Annotated in this window: 19 protein-coding genes, 1 pseudogene and 1 riboswitch; of the genes and pseudogenes, 7 read left to right on the forward strand and 13 right to left on the reverse strand. The window is 72.0% G+C overall.

Translation table 11 applies throughout. From position 1 onward, the window contains the following. Positions 1-91: 91 nt before the first annotated feature. Both LZG04_RS20885 and LZG04_RS20890 read right to left on the reverse strand, forming a co-directional pair. Complete coding sequence (locus LZG04_RS20885; protein WP_233819437.1) at positions 92-1,648, reverse strand: MDR family MFS transporter; 1,557 nt, start codon at positions 1,646-1,648, stop codon at positions 92-94. Then, positions 1,645-2,160: a MarR family winged helix-turn-helix transcriptional regulator gene (locus LZG04_RS20890; protein WP_233819438.1), complete on the reverse strand. Its 516-nt coding sequence runs from the start codon at positions 2,158-2,160 to the stop codon at positions 1,645-1,647. Before LZG04_RS20890 ends, LZG04_RS20885 begins: the two co-directional genes overlap by 4 nt. A gap of 133 nt (positions 2,161-2,293) precedes the next feature. Here LZG04_RS20890 and LZG04_RS20895 point away from each other — a divergent pair, with 133 nt between their 5' ends. After that, positions 2,294-3,550 (forward strand): cytochrome P450, encoded by a 1,257-nt coding sequence (locus tag LZG04_RS20895; protein ID WP_233819439.1) that lies wholly within the window; start codon positions 2,294-2,296, stop codon positions 3,548-3,550. A gap of 10 nt (positions 3,551-3,560) precedes the next feature. On the opposite strand, the gene LZG04_RS20900 is transcribed toward LZG04_RS20895, so the two are convergent. The 5 genes from LZG04_RS20900 to LZG04_RS20920 form a co-directional block, all read right to left on the reverse strand. Next, entirely contained in the window at positions 3,561-3,950 is a 390-nt protein-coding gene (locus LZG04_RS20900) for a VOC family protein (protein WP_308199210.1), read from the reverse strand. Further along, the gene (locus LZG04_RS20905) at positions 3,947-4,243 is read right to left on the reverse strand and encodes a helix-turn-helix transcriptional regulator (protein ID WP_233819440.1); all 297 of its coding nucleotides are present in this window, start codon (positions 4,241-4,243) and stop codon (positions 3,947-3,949) included. Before LZG04_RS20905 ends, LZG04_RS20900 begins: the two co-directional genes overlap by 4 nt. Positions 4,244-4,300: 57 nt before the next feature. After that, complete coding sequence (locus LZG04_RS20910) at positions 4,301-4,897, reverse strand: TetR/AcrR family transcriptional regulator (RefSeq protein ID WP_233819441.1); 597 nt, start codon at positions 4,895-4,897, stop codon at positions 4,301-4,303. Positions 4,898-4,963: 66 nt separating this feature from the next. Then, positions 4,964-6,499: an MDR family MFS transporter gene (locus LZG04_RS20915; RefSeq protein WP_233819442.1), complete on the reverse strand. Its 1,536-nt coding sequence runs from the start codon at positions 6,497-6,499 to the stop codon at positions 4,964-4,966. Between the two features lie 50 nt (positions 6,500-6,549). After that, a complete protein-coding gene (locus LZG04_RS20920) occupies positions 6,550-7,164 on the reverse strand; it encodes a TetR/AcrR family transcriptional regulator (RefSeq protein WP_233819443.1) in 615 nt (204 codons plus the stop codon). 363 nt (positions 7,165-7,527) lie between these two features. Here LZG04_RS20920 and LZG04_RS20925 point away from each other — a divergent pair, with 363 nt between their 5' ends. Continuing rightward, positions 7,528-7,812 carry a glycoside hydrolase family 13 gene (locus LZG04_RS20925; protein WP_233819445.1) on the forward strand — a complete coding sequence of 95 codons (285 nt, stop codon included), beginning with the start codon at positions 7,528-7,530 and terminating at the stop codon, positions 7,810-7,812. Between the two features lie 6 nt (positions 7,813-7,818). On the opposite strand, the gene LZG04_RS43045 is transcribed toward LZG04_RS20925, so the two are convergent. The 3 genes and pseudogenes from LZG04_RS43045 to LZG04_RS20935 form a co-directional block, all read right to left on the reverse strand. Then, positions 7,819-8,130: a carotenoid oxygenase family protein gene (locus LZG04_RS43045; protein WP_267937235.1), complete on the reverse strand. Its 312-nt coding sequence runs from the start codon at positions 8,128-8,130 to the stop codon at positions 7,819-7,821. After that, positions 8,116-8,799: pseudogene (locus LZG04_RS20930) on the reverse strand (carotenoid oxygenase family protein); the annotation flags it as partial. The pseudogene LZG04_RS20930 and the gene LZG04_RS43045, both read right to left, overlap by 15 nt. A gap of 94 nt (positions 8,800-8,893) precedes the next feature. Next, the gene (locus LZG04_RS20935; RefSeq protein WP_233819447.1) at positions 8,894-9,220 is read right to left on the reverse strand and encodes a helix-turn-helix domain-containing protein; all 327 of its coding nucleotides are present in this window, start codon (positions 9,218-9,220) and stop codon (positions 8,894-8,896) included. A 91-nt stretch (positions 9,221-9,311) separates the two neighbouring features. Between LZG04_RS20935 and LZG04_RS20940 the strand changes: the two genes are divergently transcribed. The 3 genes from LZG04_RS20940 to LZG04_RS20950 all read left to right on the forward strand — a co-directional run bounded on the left by LZG04_RS20940 (position 9,312) and on the right by LZG04_RS20950 (position 11,763). Beyond that, the gene (locus LZG04_RS20940; RefSeq protein WP_233819448.1) at positions 9,312-9,911 is read left to right on the forward strand and encodes an NADPH-dependent F420 reductase; all 600 of its coding nucleotides are present in this window, start codon (positions 9,312-9,314) and stop codon (positions 9,909-9,911) included. A gap of 41 nt (positions 9,912-9,952) precedes the next feature. Further along, positions 9,953-10,876, forward strand: a complete 924-nt coding sequence (gene pip, locus LZG04_RS20945) for a prolyl aminopeptidase (protein ID WP_233819449.1) — start codon at positions 9,953-9,955, stop codon at positions 10,874-10,876. A gap of 71 nt (positions 10,877-10,947) precedes the next feature. Then, the gene (locus LZG04_RS20950; RefSeq protein ID WP_233819450.1) at positions 10,948-11,763 is read left to right on the forward strand and encodes a Clp protease N-terminal domain-containing protein; all 816 of its coding nucleotides are present in this window, start codon (positions 10,948-10,950) and stop codon (positions 11,761-11,763) included. Here the strand turns inward: LZG04_RS20950 and glyA are convergent. Next, entirely contained in the window at positions 11,739-12,995 is a 1,257-nt protein-coding gene (glyA, locus tag LZG04_RS20955; protein WP_233819451.1) for a serine hydroxymethyltransferase, read from the reverse strand. The two genes, LZG04_RS20950 and glyA, sit on opposite strands and share 25 nt — an antisense overlap. Positions 12,996-13,023: 28 nt before the next feature. Beyond that, positions 13,024-13,110, reverse strand: a riboswitch (ZMP/ZTP riboswitch). A gap of 150 nt (positions 13,111-13,260) precedes the next feature. Between glyA and LZG04_RS20960 the strand changes: the two genes are divergently transcribed. Together LZG04_RS20960 and LZG04_RS20965 are read left to right on the forward strand one after the other, a co-directional pair. Further along, entirely contained in the window at positions 13,261-14,112 is an 852-nt protein-coding gene (locus LZG04_RS20960) for a hypothetical protein (RefSeq protein WP_233819453.1), read from the forward strand. Beyond that, a complete protein-coding gene (locus LZG04_RS20965; protein ID WP_233819454.1) occupies positions 14,109-14,768 on the forward strand; it encodes an extensin family protein in 660 nt (219 codons plus the stop codon). Before LZG04_RS20960 ends, LZG04_RS20965 begins: the two co-directional genes overlap by 4 nt. A gap of 83 nt (positions 14,769-14,851) precedes the next feature. Here the strand turns inward: LZG04_RS20965 and LZG04_RS20970 are convergent, their stop codons facing one another. Together LZG04_RS20970 and LZG04_RS20975 are read right to left on the reverse strand one after the other, a co-directional pair. After that, positions 14,852-15,988, reverse strand: coding sequence for a VanZ family protein (locus LZG04_RS20970; protein ID WP_233819455.1), 1,137 nt, complete (start codon positions 15,986-15,988; stop codon positions 14,852-14,854). 381 nt (positions 15,989-16,369) lie between these two features. Then, positions 16,370-16,852, reverse strand: coding sequence for a DinB family protein (locus LZG04_RS20975; RefSeq protein ID WP_233819456.1), 483 nt, complete (start codon positions 16,850-16,852; stop codon positions 16,370-16,372). Positions 16,853-16,884: the final 32 nt, after the last annotated feature.

The following is a 16,884-nucleotide window of genomic DNA, read 5'->3' on the forward strand; positions in this document are numbered from 1 at the left end:
TGGACGTTAGGAGAGCCGCGGCCGACACGGCAGTGGCCGGAGTGCCAGAACCCGACGGGTTCTCGCCAACTCCGGCCACGTGCCGCGCCGCTCAGGGGGCCGCGTCGACCTTGGGCTTGTCCTGCACCAGGTCGAGGCTGGTGCGCAGCGTGATCGGCTTGAGCAGCAGCGCCGCGACCACGCCGACGACCGCGATGGCCGCCGAGATCAGGAAGATGTGCCCGGTGGCGTCACCGTAGGCGTTGCGGACGATGTGCTGCACCGCGTCCGGCAGCACGTTGAGGTTGAGGCTGCCGCCGCCCCCGCCGCTGACGGGGATGCCCGCCGCGGTCAGGTCGCGGGTGATGTGGTCCTCCACCCGGCGGGCCAGCACCGCGCCCAGCACCGACACGCCGATCGTGCCGCCCAGCGACCGGAAGAACGCGATGGTCGAGCTGGCCGCGCCGATGTCCTTCAGCGGCACGGTGTTCTGCACCGCGAGCACCAGGTTCTGCATGCTCAGGCCGACGCCGGTGCCGACGAGCAGCATCGCGCCGCCGACCAGCACCAGGGACGTGTCGTGGTCGATCTGACCCAGCGCCAGGAACCCGAGCACCAGCGTCGCCGCGCCGACCACGATGTACGGCTTGACCCGGCCGGTCTTGGTGATCAGCCGCCCGGACACGATCGACGCCCCCAGCACCCCGACCATCATCGGGATGGTCAGCAGGCCCGCCTCGGTCGGCGTGTAGCCGCGGCCGATCTGGAAGTACTGGCCGAGGAACACCGCGCCGCCGAACATCGCCATGCCCACCGCGACGCTGGCCAGGATCGCCAACGCCGTCGTGCGCTGCTTGACGATCCGCAACGGCACCACCGGCTCCGCCGCACGGGCCTCCACCGCGACCGCCGCGCCCAGCAGCACCACCGAGGCGCCGACCATGGCGAAGGTCTGCCACGACAGCCACGCGAACGAGCTGTCCACGAACGAGATCCACACCAGCAGCACGCTCACGCCCACCGCGATCAGGCTCGCGCCCAGGTAGTCGATCTTCACGTCGTCCCGCCGGACCGTCTTCACCTTCAGCGTGGCCTGGAGCACGAACAGCGCGATCACCGCGACCGGCACGCCGATGAAGAAGCACCAGCGCCAGCCCAGCCACGAGGTGTCCACGATGAGGCCGCCCAGCAGCGGGCCACCGACCGTGGCCAGCGCCATCACGCCGCCGAGGTAGCCGTTGTAGCGGCCGCGCTCCCGCGGCGGGATCATCGCCGCGATCACCACCTGCACCAGCGCCTGCAGGCCGCCGACGCCGATGCCCTGGAACGCGCGCGCCGCGATGAGCTGGCCCGCGCTCTGCGCGAAGCCGCTGACCACCGACCCGACCACGAAGATCACGATGGCGACCTGGACCAGGGTCTTCTTGTCGAACAGGTCCGCGAGCTTGCCCCAGACCGGGGTGGTGGCGGTCGCCGTGAGCAGGGTGGCGGTGACCACCCACGTGTACTGCGTCTGCGAGCCGTTGAGCGCGCCGATGATCTGCGGCAACGCCGTCGAGACGACGGTGCCGCTCAACATCGCGACGAACAGCACCAACAGCAGACCGCTCAGCGCCTCCAGGACCTGGCGGTGGCTCATCGTGCCGTTGGTGGTGGCGGGTGCGCTCATCGCGCGGCCTCCAAGGTGGAGCCGAGGGCTCCTTCGACGTCGGTGGTCAGGCGGCCCAGGGCTCCGGTCAGCGCCACGACCTCTTCAGGGCTCCAGTCGGCAAGCGCGCGACCCAGCAGCCGGTCGTACCAGTCGCGGGCCTCGGCCAGCGCGGTGCGGCCGCGTTCGGTCACCACGAGGATGCTGGCACGACCGTCGGAGGGGTCGGCACGTCGTTCGACCAGCCCGTTGGCGACCAGGGCGGCCACCGCCCGGCTCACCGTGGACGGGTCGAGCCCGGCGTGGACCGCCAGCTCCTTGGCGTGGCACCCGGTGGCGTTCGCGCCGGCGCGGTCGATCAGGCTCAGGGTGCCGATCAGGCCGGGAGGCAGCGCGTGGTGCCGCTGCTTGACCATCCGCACGACCCGGAGCAGGTCGCGCAACCGGTCCTCCAGCTCCCGCGCGACGGCGTCCATGCCGTCCCCCATCTCCTCGCGTTGCTTGCCGCATACAACTATCACCCAAACTTGCACGTCGTGCAAGTTTGCCCAATATGCAGTCAGTTACACCGCAGCAAAGCTGCACGGCGTGCACGTTTTGGTACCGTGGGTTACCACCACGACGAGCAGCGGCCCGGTCACGGACCGGGTCGGGAACGGACCGTCGATGACCACCGCTCCCCAGCAGAAACGACCCGCCACCGGCCGGCCGACCGTCCCGCTGCCGCCGGAGTTCACCACCCGTGACGCGGGCCCGTTCGACCCGCCGAGCGCCCTGACCCGCCTGCGCGAGCACGGCCCGGTGCACCGGGTGGGCATGCTCGACGGCGACCCGGCGTGGATCGTGACCAGCCACGAGCTGGCGCGCACGCTGCTGGGCGACCCGCGGCTGAGCTCGGACCGCTTCCGCAGCCGCCGCGTGCTGGAGAAGCTGCCCGCCCCCGTGCGCGCCCGGTTGACCGACGCGCGGGCCCGCGCGGGCAGCTTCATCACCATGGACCCACCGGAGCACACCCGGTACCGCAAGCTGCTCACCGGGCAGTTCACCGTGCGCCGAATGCGCCGGCTCGAACCGCGCATCCAGCGCATCGTCGACGACCACCTCGACGCGATGATCGCCGCCGGGCCGGGCGCCGACCTCGTCCAGGCGTTCGCGCTGCCGGTGCCCTCGCTGGTGATCTGCGAGCTGCTGGGCGTCGAGTACGCCGACCGCGCCGAGTTCCAGGAGCGCACCGGCAAACTGCTGAAGCTCGACGTGCCCGTGGACGAGGTGATGCGACTGGCCGGGGAGCTGCGGTCGTTCATGCACGAACTCGTGCGCGGCAAGCGCGCCGAACCGACCGACGACATCCTGTCCGGCCTGATCGAGGCCGACCCGACGCTCACCGACGACGAGCTGATCGGCATGGCCAACCTGCTGCTGGTCGCGGGCCACGAGACGACGGCGAACATGCTGGCGCTCGGCACGTTCGCGCTGCTGGAGCACCCCGAGCAGCTCGCCGCCCTGCGGGCGGACCCGGCGCTGGTCGGCGGTGCCGTCGAGGAGCTGCTGCGCTACCTGTCGATCGTCCACCTGGGAGTCGTGCGCACCACCCGGGAGGAGGTGGAGATCGCGGGCGAGGTCGTGCCGGCCGACTCGACCGTGCTGGTCTCCGTGCCCGCGGGCAATCGCGACCCCTACCAGTACCCCCGGCCCGACGTGCTGGACGTGACCCGCTCGCGCGGCCCGCACCTGGCGTTCGGGCACGGCGTGCACCAGTGCCTCGGCCAGCAGTTGGCGCGGGTGGAGATGACCATCGGGTTCACCGGGATCCTGACCAGGCTGCCCGGACTGCGCCTGGCCGTGCCCGCCGCGGACGTGCCGATGCGCGACGACATGCTGGTGTACGGCGTGCACGCGCTCCCGATCACCTGGGACGCGTGAACGCCGGCGACTACTTCATGGTGGCGAGCTGGATCAGGTTGCCGCAGGTGTCGTCCAGGACCGCGGTGACCACGGGGCCGAAGTCGGTCGCCTCCTGGGTGAACTCGACGCCCAGCCCCTTGAGCCGCTCGACCTCGGCGTGGACGTCGTCGACGGCGAACGACGTGAACGGGATGCCGTCGGCCACCAGGGCCTCCTTGAACGGGCCCGCCGCCGGGTGGGCCGACGGCTCCAGCAGCAGCTCGACGCCGTCCGGGTCGGCGGGCGAGACGACGGTGAGCCAGCGGTACTCGCCCGCGGGCACGTCGGTCTTCTTGGTGAAGCCGAGCTTCTCGGTGTAGAACGCCAGCGCCTTGGCCTGGTCGTCCACGAACACACTCGTGACGTTGATGCGGATCACGGGTTCGGTGCCTCTCGGTCGATGGGCCACCGCTCAACGATGGAGCGCAACGGGCTCGTGTCGAGGTGGTGGAACTTGTACCGGCCCTGACGCCGGGTGTGCACCAGCCCGGCCTGTTCGAGCACCGCGAGGTGCTGCGAGACGGCCTGCCGCGAGGAGGCCAACCCGTGCTTCATGGTCAGCCGACTGCACAGCTCGAACAGCGTCTGACCGTCCCTCTCGGTCAGCTCGTCCAGGATGGTGCGTCGCGTCGCGTCGCCGATGGCCTTGAACAGGTCGGGGTCGGCGTCCACGACACAGTTATAGGCAAGTGGCCACTTGCCTGTCAACCGGGGGCGGGCGCCGCCGACTCACTCCCCCGCGGGCCCGGCGGCGAAACCCGCGTCCAGCCGGGCGATCATCACGTCGATCAGCTCGGGCAGCTCGGGCCGTTCGGCGGCTTCCAACCACCACCCGACGACCACCCGCAGGGTCGCCATCACGGTGGCCGCGAACATCACCGGGTACAGGTCGACCGCCGGGTCGACGCCCACCCGTGCGGCGACGACGGCGGCCAGTTCCCGCTCCTGCACGGCGAACGCGGCGATCTGGTGCGGCAGCAGGGCGGGCGTTCGGCGCAGGGCGCGCAGCTGCGCCACCCGTTCGGGGTCGATCCGGTCGGGCACGACGTCGACCAGGGCCGAGTGCAGCGCCGTCAGCACCGGCTCGTCGCGGGGCCGGTCCGCGAACGCCTCGACGAACGCCGCGGCCGTGGCGACGTCACCCGCGACGACGGCCTCCTCCTTGGAGGAGAAGTAGTTGAAGAAGGTGCGCAGCGAGACGCCCGCCTCGGTGGCCACCTGTTCGACGGTCACCCCGTCGAGGCCGTGGGCCACGCACAGCCGCAGGGCGGCGTCGGCCAGCGCCGTCCGCGTGGCGAGCTTCTTGCGTTCGCGCAGTCCTGACACGCGCGAAAGTGTCGCACCTGCCCGACCGTGAGCCGGACAGGTGCGACACCGTGTCTCGTGCGGGGGCTAGTGCCCGGACGCCATCTCCGCCGCCAACCGCTCGTCACCGCTGAGCGTCTTGAGCGGCTTCTCCTTGATGAACAGCACCGCCACCAGCGCCAGCACCGCGATCGGCGCGCCGATCAGGAACAGCTCGGCGGTGGCCGTGGCGTAGATCTCGCGCACGATCAGCCGCACCGGCTCGGGCAGCAGCGACAGGTCGGGCACCGTGCTCTCCGCGCCGTCGGGCGCCGGGCCGAACTTCTCCTCGCTCAACGCCGTCACCCGGTTCGCCAGCACCGCGCCCAACGCGCTCACGCCGATCGCGCCGCCGAGGCTGCGGAAGAACGTGAGGGTCGACGTGGTCGCACCGAGGTCGCGGGCGGGCACGTCGTTCTGCGCGGCCAGCACCAGGTTCTGCATCAGCATGCCGACGCCGATGCCCAGCACCGCCATGTGCACGCTGACCAGGAACACGCTGGTGTCGGCGTCGATCATGGCCAGCAGCAGCATCCCGCCGATCATGATCACGCCGCCGGCGACCAGGAACGCCTTCCACTTGCCCCACTTGGTGATCAGCTGGCCGGCGACGGTCGACGACACCAGCAGGCCGAAGATCATCGGCAGGCTCATCAGGCCCGCCTGCGTCGGCGTCTTGCCCAGGCCGATCTGGAAGTACTGCGACAGGAACACCGTGCCGCCGAACATCGCCACGCCGACCAGCGCGCTGGCCAAGGTGGTCAGCGCGACCGTGCGGTTGGCGAAGATCGTCAGCGGCACGATCGGGTCGGCCGCCCGCGACTCGACCCACACGGCCAGGCCCAGCAGCACCACGCCGACCGTCACCAGCAACGCGGTCCACCCCGAGGCCCACTCGAACTGGTGACCCGCCAGCGTCGACCACACCAGCAGCGTGGAGACACCGCCCACGATCAGCACCGCGCCGAGGTAGTCGATCTTGACCTCCTTGCGCACGACCGGCAGCTTCAGCGTGCGCTGGAGCAGGAAGATCGAGGCGAGGGTGAACGGCACGCCGATGAAGAAGCACCAGCGCCACCCCAGCCACGAGGTGTCCACCATGAGGCCGCCGATGAGCGGCCCGGCGACCGTGCCGACGCCGAAGACCGCGCCGAAGATGCCGGCGTAGCGGCCCATCTCCCGCGGCGGGATCATCGCCGCCATCACGATCGTGGCGAGCGCCGTCATGCCGCCCGCGCCGAGGCCCTGCACGACCCGGCTCGCGATGAGCACCTCGACGTTCGGGGAGAAACCCGCGATGAGCGAGCCGACCACGAACAGGCCGAGGGAGAGCTGGATGAGCAGCTTGCGGCTGTAGAGGTCGGCGAGCTTGCCCCACAGCGGCACGGTCGCCGTCATGGCCAGCAGCTCGGTGGTGACGACCCAGGTGTAGACCGACTGCGAGCCGTGCAGGTCGGCGATGATGCGCGGCAGCGCGTTCGAGACGATGGTCGAGGCCAGGATGGCCATGAACATGCCCAGCATGAGGCCGGACATGGCTTGCACGACGTCCCGGCGCGAGGTCGTGCCGGTATCGGTGGACATACGGATCCCCCAGTGGGTGTTCGCGGTGGTTCGAAGCGGTGGTGATGCGGTTACGGCTTGCGGGGCGGGTCGGCGAGTCCCGCGGCGATCAGGTCGAGCGCCTCGGCGAACAGGTCGTGCAGGGACGCGGCGGCGGTGCTCGACCAGCGGGTCACCGCCACCCGGAACGCCGCCCCCGCCGCGGCGCCGAGCAGCAACGGGTAGGTGTCGTCGGCGGGCAGGCCGACCCGTTCGGCGATCGCCTCGACCAGGTCGCGCTCCAGGGCCTCACCGCCGGAGAACACCCTGGCCAGCAGCACGGGGTGCTGCTGGACGACGCGCATCCGCAGCAACCAGTGCTCCCGGTCGTCCGCCGGCTCCGCCGCGACCTCCGCCAGCAACGCCTCGCGCACCGCCGCCGCGGCGGACAGCCGCGCCGGTTGGGACAGGACGCGGGCGCGCATCCGGGGCCCGGCGTCCGGGTCGGGACCGAGGACGGCGTCTTCCTTGCTCGCGAAGTAGTTGAAGAAGGTGCGCGGCGAGACGTCGGCGGCGGCGCTGATGTCCTCGACGGTCACGTGGTCGAGACCGCGCTCGGCGACCAGGCGGACCGCCGCGTGCCCCAGGGCCCGGCGGGTCTGCCGCTTCTTGCGGTCACGGAGCCCTTCGGCCGCCTGCGTGGTCACTGGACGAGCGTAGGAAAAATCCTGCACTCAATGCAACTTTGCAGTGACTGCACTCTTGTGATCCCGCTCTCCGGACCATGCGCCACCACCCCCTTTCGCGGTCAGGCGGGCGATTCTGCGGCACGACCGGGGTCTTGCCGCAAGACCCCCTGTGCGCTATACCTTAAAAGTGGCGAGGAGTGACCATTCCTCCTCCACTTCCCCGTGCGATCGCAGTCCACCCGCCTCAGCCGCACGACTCGGCGTGTCACCCCGACGGGTGGCCCTCGCGGTCGCCCAGGCGTGCCGGCTTGAAACGGCGGCACGCCGCCGCGACGCTGGGGGCCCCGAAGGCATGGCAAGATCGACTCGCGAGGGAGAACGATGCTCCGCAGCACTCGCCTGTTCGGCCCGAAGCGCCGCGTGACCTTCTCACTGCCCCTCGACCACCCGCGCGGGCCGGTGAGCGTGGTCGGCACGTTCAACGACTGGACCCCCGGCGTGCACGAGCTGGTGCCCCGCCGCGACGGCACGCGCACGGTGACCGTCATCCTCTCGCCGGGCACGCACCGGTTCCGCTACCTCGGCGACGGCGGCCACTGGTTCGACGAGCCCGACGTGCCCACGGTCGACCCCGACGGGTGCGTGCTCACGATCGACGCCACCTGACCGGGATCAGCGCCCGGACGTGAACAGGCCGTGGAAGCCGAACGGGATCACGTGCGGCACGTCGGCCCGCGCGAGCTCGGTGAACGTCGCCGCGTCGAGCACCAGCAGCCCCGACCGGCCGTCCGGCGCGGGCACGAACACCGGCTCGCCCGGGTAGCGGCCCGGCTCGTGCCACCGCGTGGTCCGTCCACTGCGGACGTCCACTTTGACGAGCTGGTTGAGGAAGTCGCGCGTGCCGTTGTCCCGCGAACCGACGCCGTAGGCGTACCGGTAGTCGCGGCCGTTGTGCGAGCCGAACGGCTTGGCGCGCAGCGGCATCGACAACGGGTTGACCACGAGCGGGAACGCGGCCGGCACCACGTGCCGCTCGGTGATGGCGAAGCTGTGCAGGTAGCCAGGGCGGTCGGCGGGCAGGGACGCGAGCAGTTCCCGGGAGCGACCCCGTTGCCGGCACTGCCGGTAGACGCTGCGCCTGCCGAACTTCAGCACGTAGTCGACCGGGTCGCCGATGAGCGGCGCGCGGTGCGGGTGGGCGGTGGTGACGTGGCCGTCGATCGCGTCGTCGTGGTCGTCGTGGCCGACGGTGGCCGGCGTGTCGCGGTCGAACTCCACCGCGATGGGCGTCTCGGTGAGCGCGAAGTCCCGGTCGCCGTCGGAGGTCACGTTCACGTTGGTGTTCGACGCGCGCCGCAGCCGGGGGTGGGTGAAGAAGCGGCTGAAGATCGAGCGGCACGGGTCCGTGGCGAACTCGCCGAAGGCGATGTGCCCGCCCTCGCGGACGGCGCGGTTGCTCGGCGTCTCCAGGTACCGGTTGCGGTAGGTGACCGCACCCTCGGCGAAGCCGAAGCGGTGCAGCATCGCCAGGCCGTCGAACCAGTGCCGCAACGACCCCTTCCCGGTCTCGAACCTCGCCGGCCCGTTGCGCACCAACGTGCCGGCCAGCCACGGCGGCAGCTCGCCGCGCACCTCCAGGTCGACGTCCACTTCCCGGTCGAGCGTCTCGAACCCGGGCCCGCGCGCCCATCACGACCCACCTCCCCACAACGGCGTTACACAACAACGTTGTAAACGCCGTTCCGGTTCAGGTGTCAAGGTCCGCGAGCCTGATCCCGTCCCCGTGCTCCTGCGCCCACCGGCCGAGCGCGTCGATCGGGTCGAGCAGGCTGCGCCCGAGGTCGGTGAGGCCGTACTCGACCCGGCCGCGTCCCGCGGTGCGCACCACCAGCCCGGCGCCCTCCAACCGGCGCACGGTCTCGGTGAGCACCTTCGGCCGGATGCCTCCGATCGCGCGGCGCAGGTCGGACGGGCGGCGCGGGCCGTGCCGCAACGCGTGCAGCACCACCGGGTTCCAGGTGTTGGCCAGCAGGTCGAACGCCTGCCGGGCGCGGCAGTCGGCGAGGAAGGTCACGAGCGGTCCCCTGTGCGGTGGACACCATTCGGTGCCCGTCGGGCTCTCTAGCGTCGACACCAGCCAATCATTTCGACACGAGGGGGCAGGGATGCGGATCGGCGTGCTGGGGTCGGGCGGGATGGCCGACGCGTTGGGCGGCCGGTGGGTCGCGGCGGGGCACGAGGTCGTGATCGGCGGGCGTTCGCGGGAGCGCTCGGAGGCGTTGGCGGCGAGGATCGGGGCCGTGGCCGGCTCACCCGAGGACGCGGTGGCATTCGGGGACGCGGTGCTGCTCGCCGTGCCGGCGGCGGTGGCGGCGCAGGTGCTCGGCCACGCGCCCGGACGCGTGGTGGTGGACTGCACCAACTCGGTGGTGCCCGGCCGGTTCGTGCTCGACGAGCCGCGGGCCGCGGCACGGCTCGCGGCGGCGTCGGGCGCGGACGTGGTGAAGGCGTTCAACCTGTGCCACGTCGACGTGTGGCGCCGGCCGTCGTTGGTGTTCGAGGGGCGGCCGCTCGGCGTGCCGCTGTGCGGTGACTCGGCCGACGCTCTGGCGGTCGTGCGGGAGCTGGCGCGGTCGATCGGGTGCGTGCCGGTGGACGCCGGGCCGTTGGCGCGGGCGGAGCTGCTGGAGGCGACCACGGCGTTCGCCATCGGGCTGTGGGTCGGTGGCGCGGACGTGAGGGCGATGTTCCCGACAGATGTGTAAGCGCTAATATAACAGCACTGTTGCAACCGCGAGGAGGAACGGTGCTGTACCCGGAGATCGAGCCGTACGACCACGGCATGCTCGACGTCGGCGACGGCCACCACGTCTACTGGGAGGTGTGCGGCAACCCGGACGGCAAACCGGCCGTGGTGCTGCACGGCGGGCCGGGCTCGGGCTGCACCCCCCGCGCCCGGCGGTACTTCGACCCGGACGCGTACCGGGTGGTGCTGTTCGACCAGCGCGGGTGCGGCCGGAGCACCCCGCACGCCGGTCAGCCGGTCGTGGACCTGTCCACGAACACCACCGATCACCTGATCGGCGACTTGGAGCTGCTGCGCGAGCACCTGGGCGTCGACCGGTGGCTGGTGTTCGCCGCGTCGTGGGGCTCGGTGCTCGGCCTCGTCTACGCGGAGCGGTTCCCGCACCGGGTGTCGGAGATGGTGCACGCGGGCGTGGCCACCGGCCGCCGGGCCGAGACCGACCTGCTCACCACGGGGCTGGGGCCGATGTTCCCGCAAGCCCACGCCCGGTTCCGCGAGCTCGTGCCGACCGGCGACCCGGCGGCCGGCTACCTGGAGCTGCTGCTGTCGCCCGACCCGGCCGTGCACCGGCGGGCGGCGCTGGAGTGGTGCGCGTGGGAGGACGCGTTGCAGCCGTTGTCGCCCGGCGGGCTGCGCTTCGACGTCCCGGAGCACGGGCTGGCGTTCGCCCGGCTCGTCACCCACTACTGGGCGCACGGGTCGTGGTTGCCCGAAGGCATCGTGCTGGAGGAGGCGTGGAAGCTCGCGGGCATCCCGGGCGTAATCGTTCAAGGAACCCTCGACCTGGGAAATCTCATCGGCACGCCGTTCGAGTTGGCGCACGCGTGGCCGGACGCGGAACTGATCCTCGTCCCTGAAACGGCGCACGGCGGCAGCGATGCGATGACCGAAGCGCGGCGCGCGGCTGCTGACAAATTCCGGTAACACCCGGAAACTCGGTGCGATGCAGTGATTACAGCCCGATCCCGGGGCTGGTCGACGGTGGCGAAGGATTGATGTTGGAACGGTTCACCGAGAGCGCGCGCCGAGTCTCCGTGGTGGCCCTGCAGGAGGCACGGGGGTTCAACCACACCGCCATCGGCACCGAGCACCTGTTGCTCGGGTTGATCGGCGAGGGCGGCGCGGCGGCGGCGGTGCTGGCGTCGGTCGGGCTGTCGCTGCACTCGTGCCGCGCGCGGGTGCTGGAGGTCGACGGGCGGGGCGGCCTGCCCGTGCCCGGCCGCCTGCCGTTCACGCCCGGCGCGAAGCGGGCGTTGGCGGCGGCGGTGCGGGAGTCGTTGGCGTTGGGGCACCGGCACGTCGTCACCGAGCACCTGTTGCTCGGCGTGCTGGCGGAGGACGAGGGCGTGGCGCTGGACGTGCTGGCCCGGTGCGGCGTCGACCCCGTGGACGTGCGCGACCGGGCGTTCGCCGCCCTGGTGGGGATCGACCTGGCGCCGGTGCCGAGGGCCGCGCGGCTGTTCCTGAGCTACCGGCGTCCGCAGGACCTGCACCTCGCGGGGCGCATCGCGGACCGGCTGGACGACTTCGGCCGGTCGGTGGTGGGCGACGTCGGCGAGTGCGACGTGCTGCTGGCCGTGGTCGGACCGGACTGGACGCCGACGGATTCGATGCGCGCCGAGGTGGAACGGGCGGCGCAGCGCGCGGTGCCGGTGATCCCGGTGCTGGTCGACGGGGCGGAGCTGCCCGTCGACCAGCTGCCGGGCAACGGTCGCGTCGCCGACCACGTCACCGTGCGGCACGAGACGTTCCGCGCCGACGTGGCGCGGTTGGCCGACGTGGTCGGCTACGCCCAGCCGGGCATCGGGTAGCCCGCCATCAGCTCGGCGACCTCGGCGGCGACGCGGTCCAGCGCCTGCTCGTCGTCCGCCGACCGCACGGCCCGGTCGATCCACTCGGCGAGCTGGGGCATGTGCTCCTGGGTGAGGCCGCGCGTGGTGATGGCGGCCGTGCCGAGGCGCACACCGGACGGGTCGAACGGCTTGCGCGGGTCGAACGGGACGGTGTTGTAGTTGGCCTCCAGGCCCGCCCGGTCCATGGCCTTGGCCGCGGGCTTGCCGCCGATGCCCTTGCTGGTCAGGTCGACCAGGACGAGGTGGTTGTCGGTGCCGCCGGAGACCAGGTCGAACCCGCGGTCGAGCAGGGCGGCGGCCAGCGCGCGGGCGTTCTGCACGACGGCGTGCGCGTAGAGGCCGAACGACGGCTCCGACGCCTCGCCGAGCGCGACCGCGATGGCGGCCGTGGTGTGGTTGTGCGGCCCGCCCTGAAGTCCCGGGAACACCGCCTTGTCGATCGCCTTCGCGTGCTCGGCGTCGGTGAGGATCATCGCGCCGCGCGGTCCGCGCAACGTCTTGTGCGTGGTCGTGGTGATCACCTGGGCGTGCCCGACCGGTGACGGGTGCGCGCCGCCCGCGACCAGGCCCGCGATGTGCGCGATGTCGGCCGCGAGCACCGCGCCGACCTCGTTCGCGATCTCGGCGAACGCGGCGAAGTCGATGGTGCGCGGGATGGCCGTGCCGCCGCAGAAGATCACCTTGGGACGTTCGGCGCGGGCCAGGTCGCGGACCTGGTCGAGGTCGACCACCCCGGTCTCCTTGGCCACGCCGTACTGCACGCTGCGGAACCACTTGCCCGTGGCCGAGACGCCCCAGCCGTGGGTGAGGTGCCCGCCCGCGGGCAGGGCCATGCCCATCACGGTGTCGCCGGGCTCCAGGAACGCCAGGTACACGGCGAGGTTGGCCGGGGAGCCGGAGTAGGGCTGCACGTTGGCGTGGTCGACGCCGAACAGCGCCTTCGCCCGGGCGACCGCCAGCTCCTCGACCGGGTCGACGACCTGCTGGCCCTCGTAGTAGCGGCGGCCGGCGTAGCCCTCGGAGTACTTGTTGGTGAGCACGGAGCCGGTGGCTTCGAGCACGGCGGTCGAGACGTAGTTCTCCGAGGCGATCAGGCGGACCTTCTCGAACTGGCGGCGCGCCTCGGCCTGGACCAGGCGGGCGACCTCGGGGTCGGCTCCGGTCAACGACGGGATGGCGGGTTCGTGCACGACGACCTCCACGCGCGCGGGGGCGCTGCCGTAGCACCCAGGCGCGCGGTGCGATTCGGCTCAACGCTCCCCGGTGGTCGTTCCCACCCTCGGCACGCCAGTCGCGAACACCGCGGATCCTACCCCAGCTCCTCCGACGCGCTGCCCGGTTTTGGGCGGAACGGGCCATTGCCGCAACGCGCGGCCGCCCATACTTTGTGGGTTGGAAAACTTCCAACTTGCCCTGCTCCACGTCAGCACTTCCCCCTGCTCCGAAAGGACTGACGTGCTCGATCGGCGAACGTTCGTGCTGGGTGCCGCCGCGACCGCGGCGCTCGCCGGCGCACTACCGGCCCACGCGGCCGCCCCGACCCCCGCGTCGGACGCGGCGGCGAACCCGCGCAAAGCCGCGGGCGTGTTCCGCACGCCCGACGGCGCCACCGTGATGTTGGCTGACCAGGACGGCCGGTGGGTCGTCATCGACGAGGGCGGTTCGGTGCGCATCACCGACGGCCTCACCGGCGCCGACCTGGTCGACGTCACCGGCGACGGCGTCACCTGCCACGCGGTCGGCGCGCTCAGCGGCGACCCGGTCGCGACCGTCTGGGAGTCCACCGACGGCGTCTCGTGGCGCGAGGTGCGCCGCCTGCACGGCGTGCGCTCGCAGTTCACCGCCGTCGGCGGCGGCCTGGCGTTCGGCTCCGTGCTCAAGCACGAGCGCGCTTCGCTGGTCCGCATCGCCGCCCGCCGCACCCCGTCGGGCTGGGCCACCGTCCCGGTCCGCGGCCTGGAGTGGACCGACGGCCTGTCCGCCACCGCCGTCACCGCGACCGCCGACGGCTGGGTCGTGGCGGCCGTGGACATCTCCGGCACGGTCCTGCACACCTCGCGCGACGGGGTCACGTGGACCGCGCGCCCGCGCCTGGACGGTGTCGCCGTGCGCGGCCTGGCCGCGGTCGACGGCCACGTGCACTGGGTCGGCAACGAGATGGTCGACGCCACCCCGCTCACCGGCGTGCTCGACGCGGACCGGACCCGTCCGGCCGTGCCGGCGGACGCCAAGGCGCTGGGCCTGGCCGGCGCCCGTTCCGGCTGGCTCACCGGCGGCCGGCTCATCACCGCGGAGGCGACCCGATGATCACGTTCCAGCGGATCGACGGCACCCCCGTCTACTACTGGCGCTCCAGCCGCGGTGACACGACGCTGCGCAACTGGCAGGCCACGCAGGCGTTCTACGACTCCCTGGTGCTGTGGATCAGGGACCTGCGGTCGCTGTCGTCGGCGTACGGCAGCATCACGTACCTGGTGTCGGCGGGCTTCTACGTCAACAAACCCGGCGAGCACGGGTCCGGCACCGCGATGGACCTCGACCACGTCCGGTGGAGCGGCGGCCAGGTGTCCTCGCCGCTGGACCGCGACCACGCGTCCGGCACGCTGGCCACGCGCCGCCGTTACCTCGCGGTGGACGCGGTGTGCCGTCGGCGGTTCCGGTACGCGTTGGACGGGTGGTACAACGCCGACCACGCCGACCACATCCACTCCGACTTCGGCGGCCTGCCGGTCCGCTGCGTGACGGGGTCGGAGAGCGACACGAAGTTCGTGCAGGCGCTGTGCAACAACTTCATGAGCTCGGGGTTGGTGGTGGACGGCATCTGGGGTCCGAAGACCGACAGCGCCTTCGCCACCGCGAAATCGCGGCTCGGCACGACCGGCGACCCGCACACCAGCAGCGCGGCGTGGCAGTCGTTCCTGTCCGCGGCGGCCCGGAAGGGTTTCGCCAACCAGGCGTTCTGAGATCGACTGAAGGGCCCGTGAGCCGATTACCGGCTCGCGGGCCTTTCCGCTTCGGCGCGGGGAAATCGTCGGCGAGGGTCGCGCTAGGGCTCCGGCGTGTTCCGAGCGTTCAATTCGGGGGTCCTGGACGTAGGACACGGCCGTTCTGAACGCAGGACACGCGCGGTGGTGGTGTTGGTGGACGAGATCAGGCCCAGCAGGCTGCGGCGGTCGGTGCGCGAGCGGGCGGCGAGGCCGATCACGACGGCCGCGAAGAACACCACGCCGCTGTGCCCGGCGGAGATCAGCAGCAGGACCGGCAGCCACCAGAAGACGAACCTCAGCACGACCGCGCGCGCCGGCGCGACGCCACCCGTGCGGGCGTCGGCCAGGGCCAGGTTGAACGCGATCTGGCCGGGCGTGGCGCGGTCGACGCGCAGCAGCGGCACGACGACCGTGGCGACCACGGGCACGAGCACTCCCACCGCGGCCCCGAACCAGTCGGAGGTCGCGAGGTCGGTCAACCGGGGCGTCCCGGTCCCTTCGCCGAGGAGCACCAGCACCGCCCGGCAGGCGAACTGCACGAGCGACATGGTCAGCAGGTCGCCCGCGAACGCGAACCCGCGGCGGAGCAGGCCGGGCGGGCCGGTGTCGGGCACGGGCTCCGGCACGGCCGCGGGCAGCAGCCGCCCGACCCACCGCGCCAACAGCCAGCCGACGAGCGCGCCCGCCGTGTTGACCATCAGGTCGTCCACGTCGGCGATCCGGTACGGGCACGGGTAGAGGCCGAACACCGCCGTGCCCTGCGTCGCCTCGACCGCGAGCGACACCAGCGACCCGATCGCCGTCGACGCCACCACGCCCCGCCCGAAGCGGTAGCGCAGCAGGAAGCCCAGCGGCACGAACAGCACCACGTTCAACGCCACCTGGAGGAACGCCGGGCTGGTCGGCGAGAAGCCGGCGGCCGCGATGTCGTCCAGCGACGCGAACGGCCGCGTCTGCCAGTAGTCCCGCAGCGGCCGACTGGTGCAGAACTCCGCCGTCACATCCGGCAACGGGAACAACGTGAAGGCCACCAGCCCACACCCGTACAGCGCACTGCCCGCCGCCACCACCGCCGACCACCCCCGCAACCGCCCGCGCCGCCGGTACTGCCAGTGCACCCAGGGCAACACCGCCACCGGCACCAGCAGCGCGAACAACACCAGCGTGATGATCGACTCACTCATCCGCACCGACACGCCGGCCACGCTAAGCCGCCCCCACCACCTCCGCCCGCCAGTCACCTGATCGAGTAACCAACCTGCCCACTATCCGACCACACCCACGGACCGCGAATCCCCGCCTCCGCCCGACCCGCACCCAACTGCCCACGCCGCATCCCGCCGTCCGGACACCGGCGCGGCCCGCGTCACGCCGCCAGCACCAACCGGGTCTCGCTCCCAGGGTCACCAGCGCCCAAGCCATGCCACTCGCGTCACTCGGGGCGCGGGGCATCGATGCGGCCGGCGTCGTCAGCGCCATCTCGCTGACCGGACACCGTTGTCGTCCGGCGTCCAGGCATCGATGCGGCCGGCGCCAGGCATGGCACGCGGGCGTCGCGATCCACTCCCCTCCCGAGATCAGCGCGGACCCAGGCCCGTCTTGCCGTCCAGCAGTTCCCGGGCCGCGTCGAGGTGGCCTGCGTGCCGCGCGGTCTCCTCGATCACGTGCAGGACGATCCGGCGCAGGTCGGTGGTTTCCGCCCCGAGCGGGTCCGGGTGGCGGCCCACCGGGCGGGTGTCCAGCGGCGTTCCGGCCAGGATCGCGGTCGAGCGGTCGCACTGGGAACGGTAGAACGCGAAGACCTCCTCCGGTTCGCGCGGCGTCGTCAGCGGCGGGGTGTCGTCCGGCGGCCACGGTAACGGGTCGGCGTGGCCCTGGAGGATCTCCTGGAACCAGTGCCGCTCGGCGTGACCGAGGTGTTCCACCAGACCCAGCGGCGTCCACCCCGACGGCAGCACCGCCGTCGTCAACGCCTCCCCGTCCAGTCCATCGAGGATCGCCAACACCGCTTCGCGCTGCGCCTGCAAGAACAACGACAGCGCCGCCTTCTCCCCATCCACCTGTCCGCCCCTCGTCGATCGACTCACGGGGA

Origin of the sequence: Saccharothrix sp. S26 (assembly GCF_021390395.1) — a bacterium.
GTDB lineage: Bacteria > Actinomycetota > Actinomycetes > Mycobacteriales > Pseudonocardiaceae > Actinosynnema.

Coding starts and splice junctions, on each gene's coding strand:
- LZG04_RS20965 (WP_233819454.1), top strand. CDS start 14,109: ATGATCACGTTCCAGCGGATCGACGGCACCCCCGTCTACTACTGGCGC.
- LZG04_RS20940 (WP_233819448.1), top strand. CDS start 9,312: ATGCGGATCGGCGTGCTGGGGTCGGGCGGGATGGCCGACGCGTTGGGC.
- LZG04_RS20915 (WP_233819442.1), bottom strand. CDS start 6,499: ATGTCCACCGATACCGGCACGACCTCGCGCCGGGACGTCGTGCAAGCC.
- LZG04_RS20925 (WP_233819445.1), top strand. CDS start 7,528: ATGCTCCGCAGCACTCGCCTGTTCGGCCCGAAGCGCCGCGTGACCTTC.
- LZG04_RS20950 (WP_233819450.1), top strand. CDS start 10,948: ATGTTGGAACGGTTCACCGAGAGCGCGCGCCGAGTCTCCGTGGTGGCC.
- LZG04_RS20885 (WP_233819437.1), bottom strand. CDS start 1,648: ATGAGCGCACCCGCCACCACCAACGGCACGATGAGCCACCGCCAGGTC.
- LZG04_RS43045 (WP_267937235.1), bottom strand. CDS start 8,130: ATGCCGCTGCGCGCCAAGCCGTTCGGCTCGCACAACGGCCGCGACTAC.
- LZG04_RS20895 (WP_233819439.1), top strand. CDS start 2,294: ATGACCACCGCTCCCCAGCAGAAACGACCCGCCACCGGCCGGCCGACC.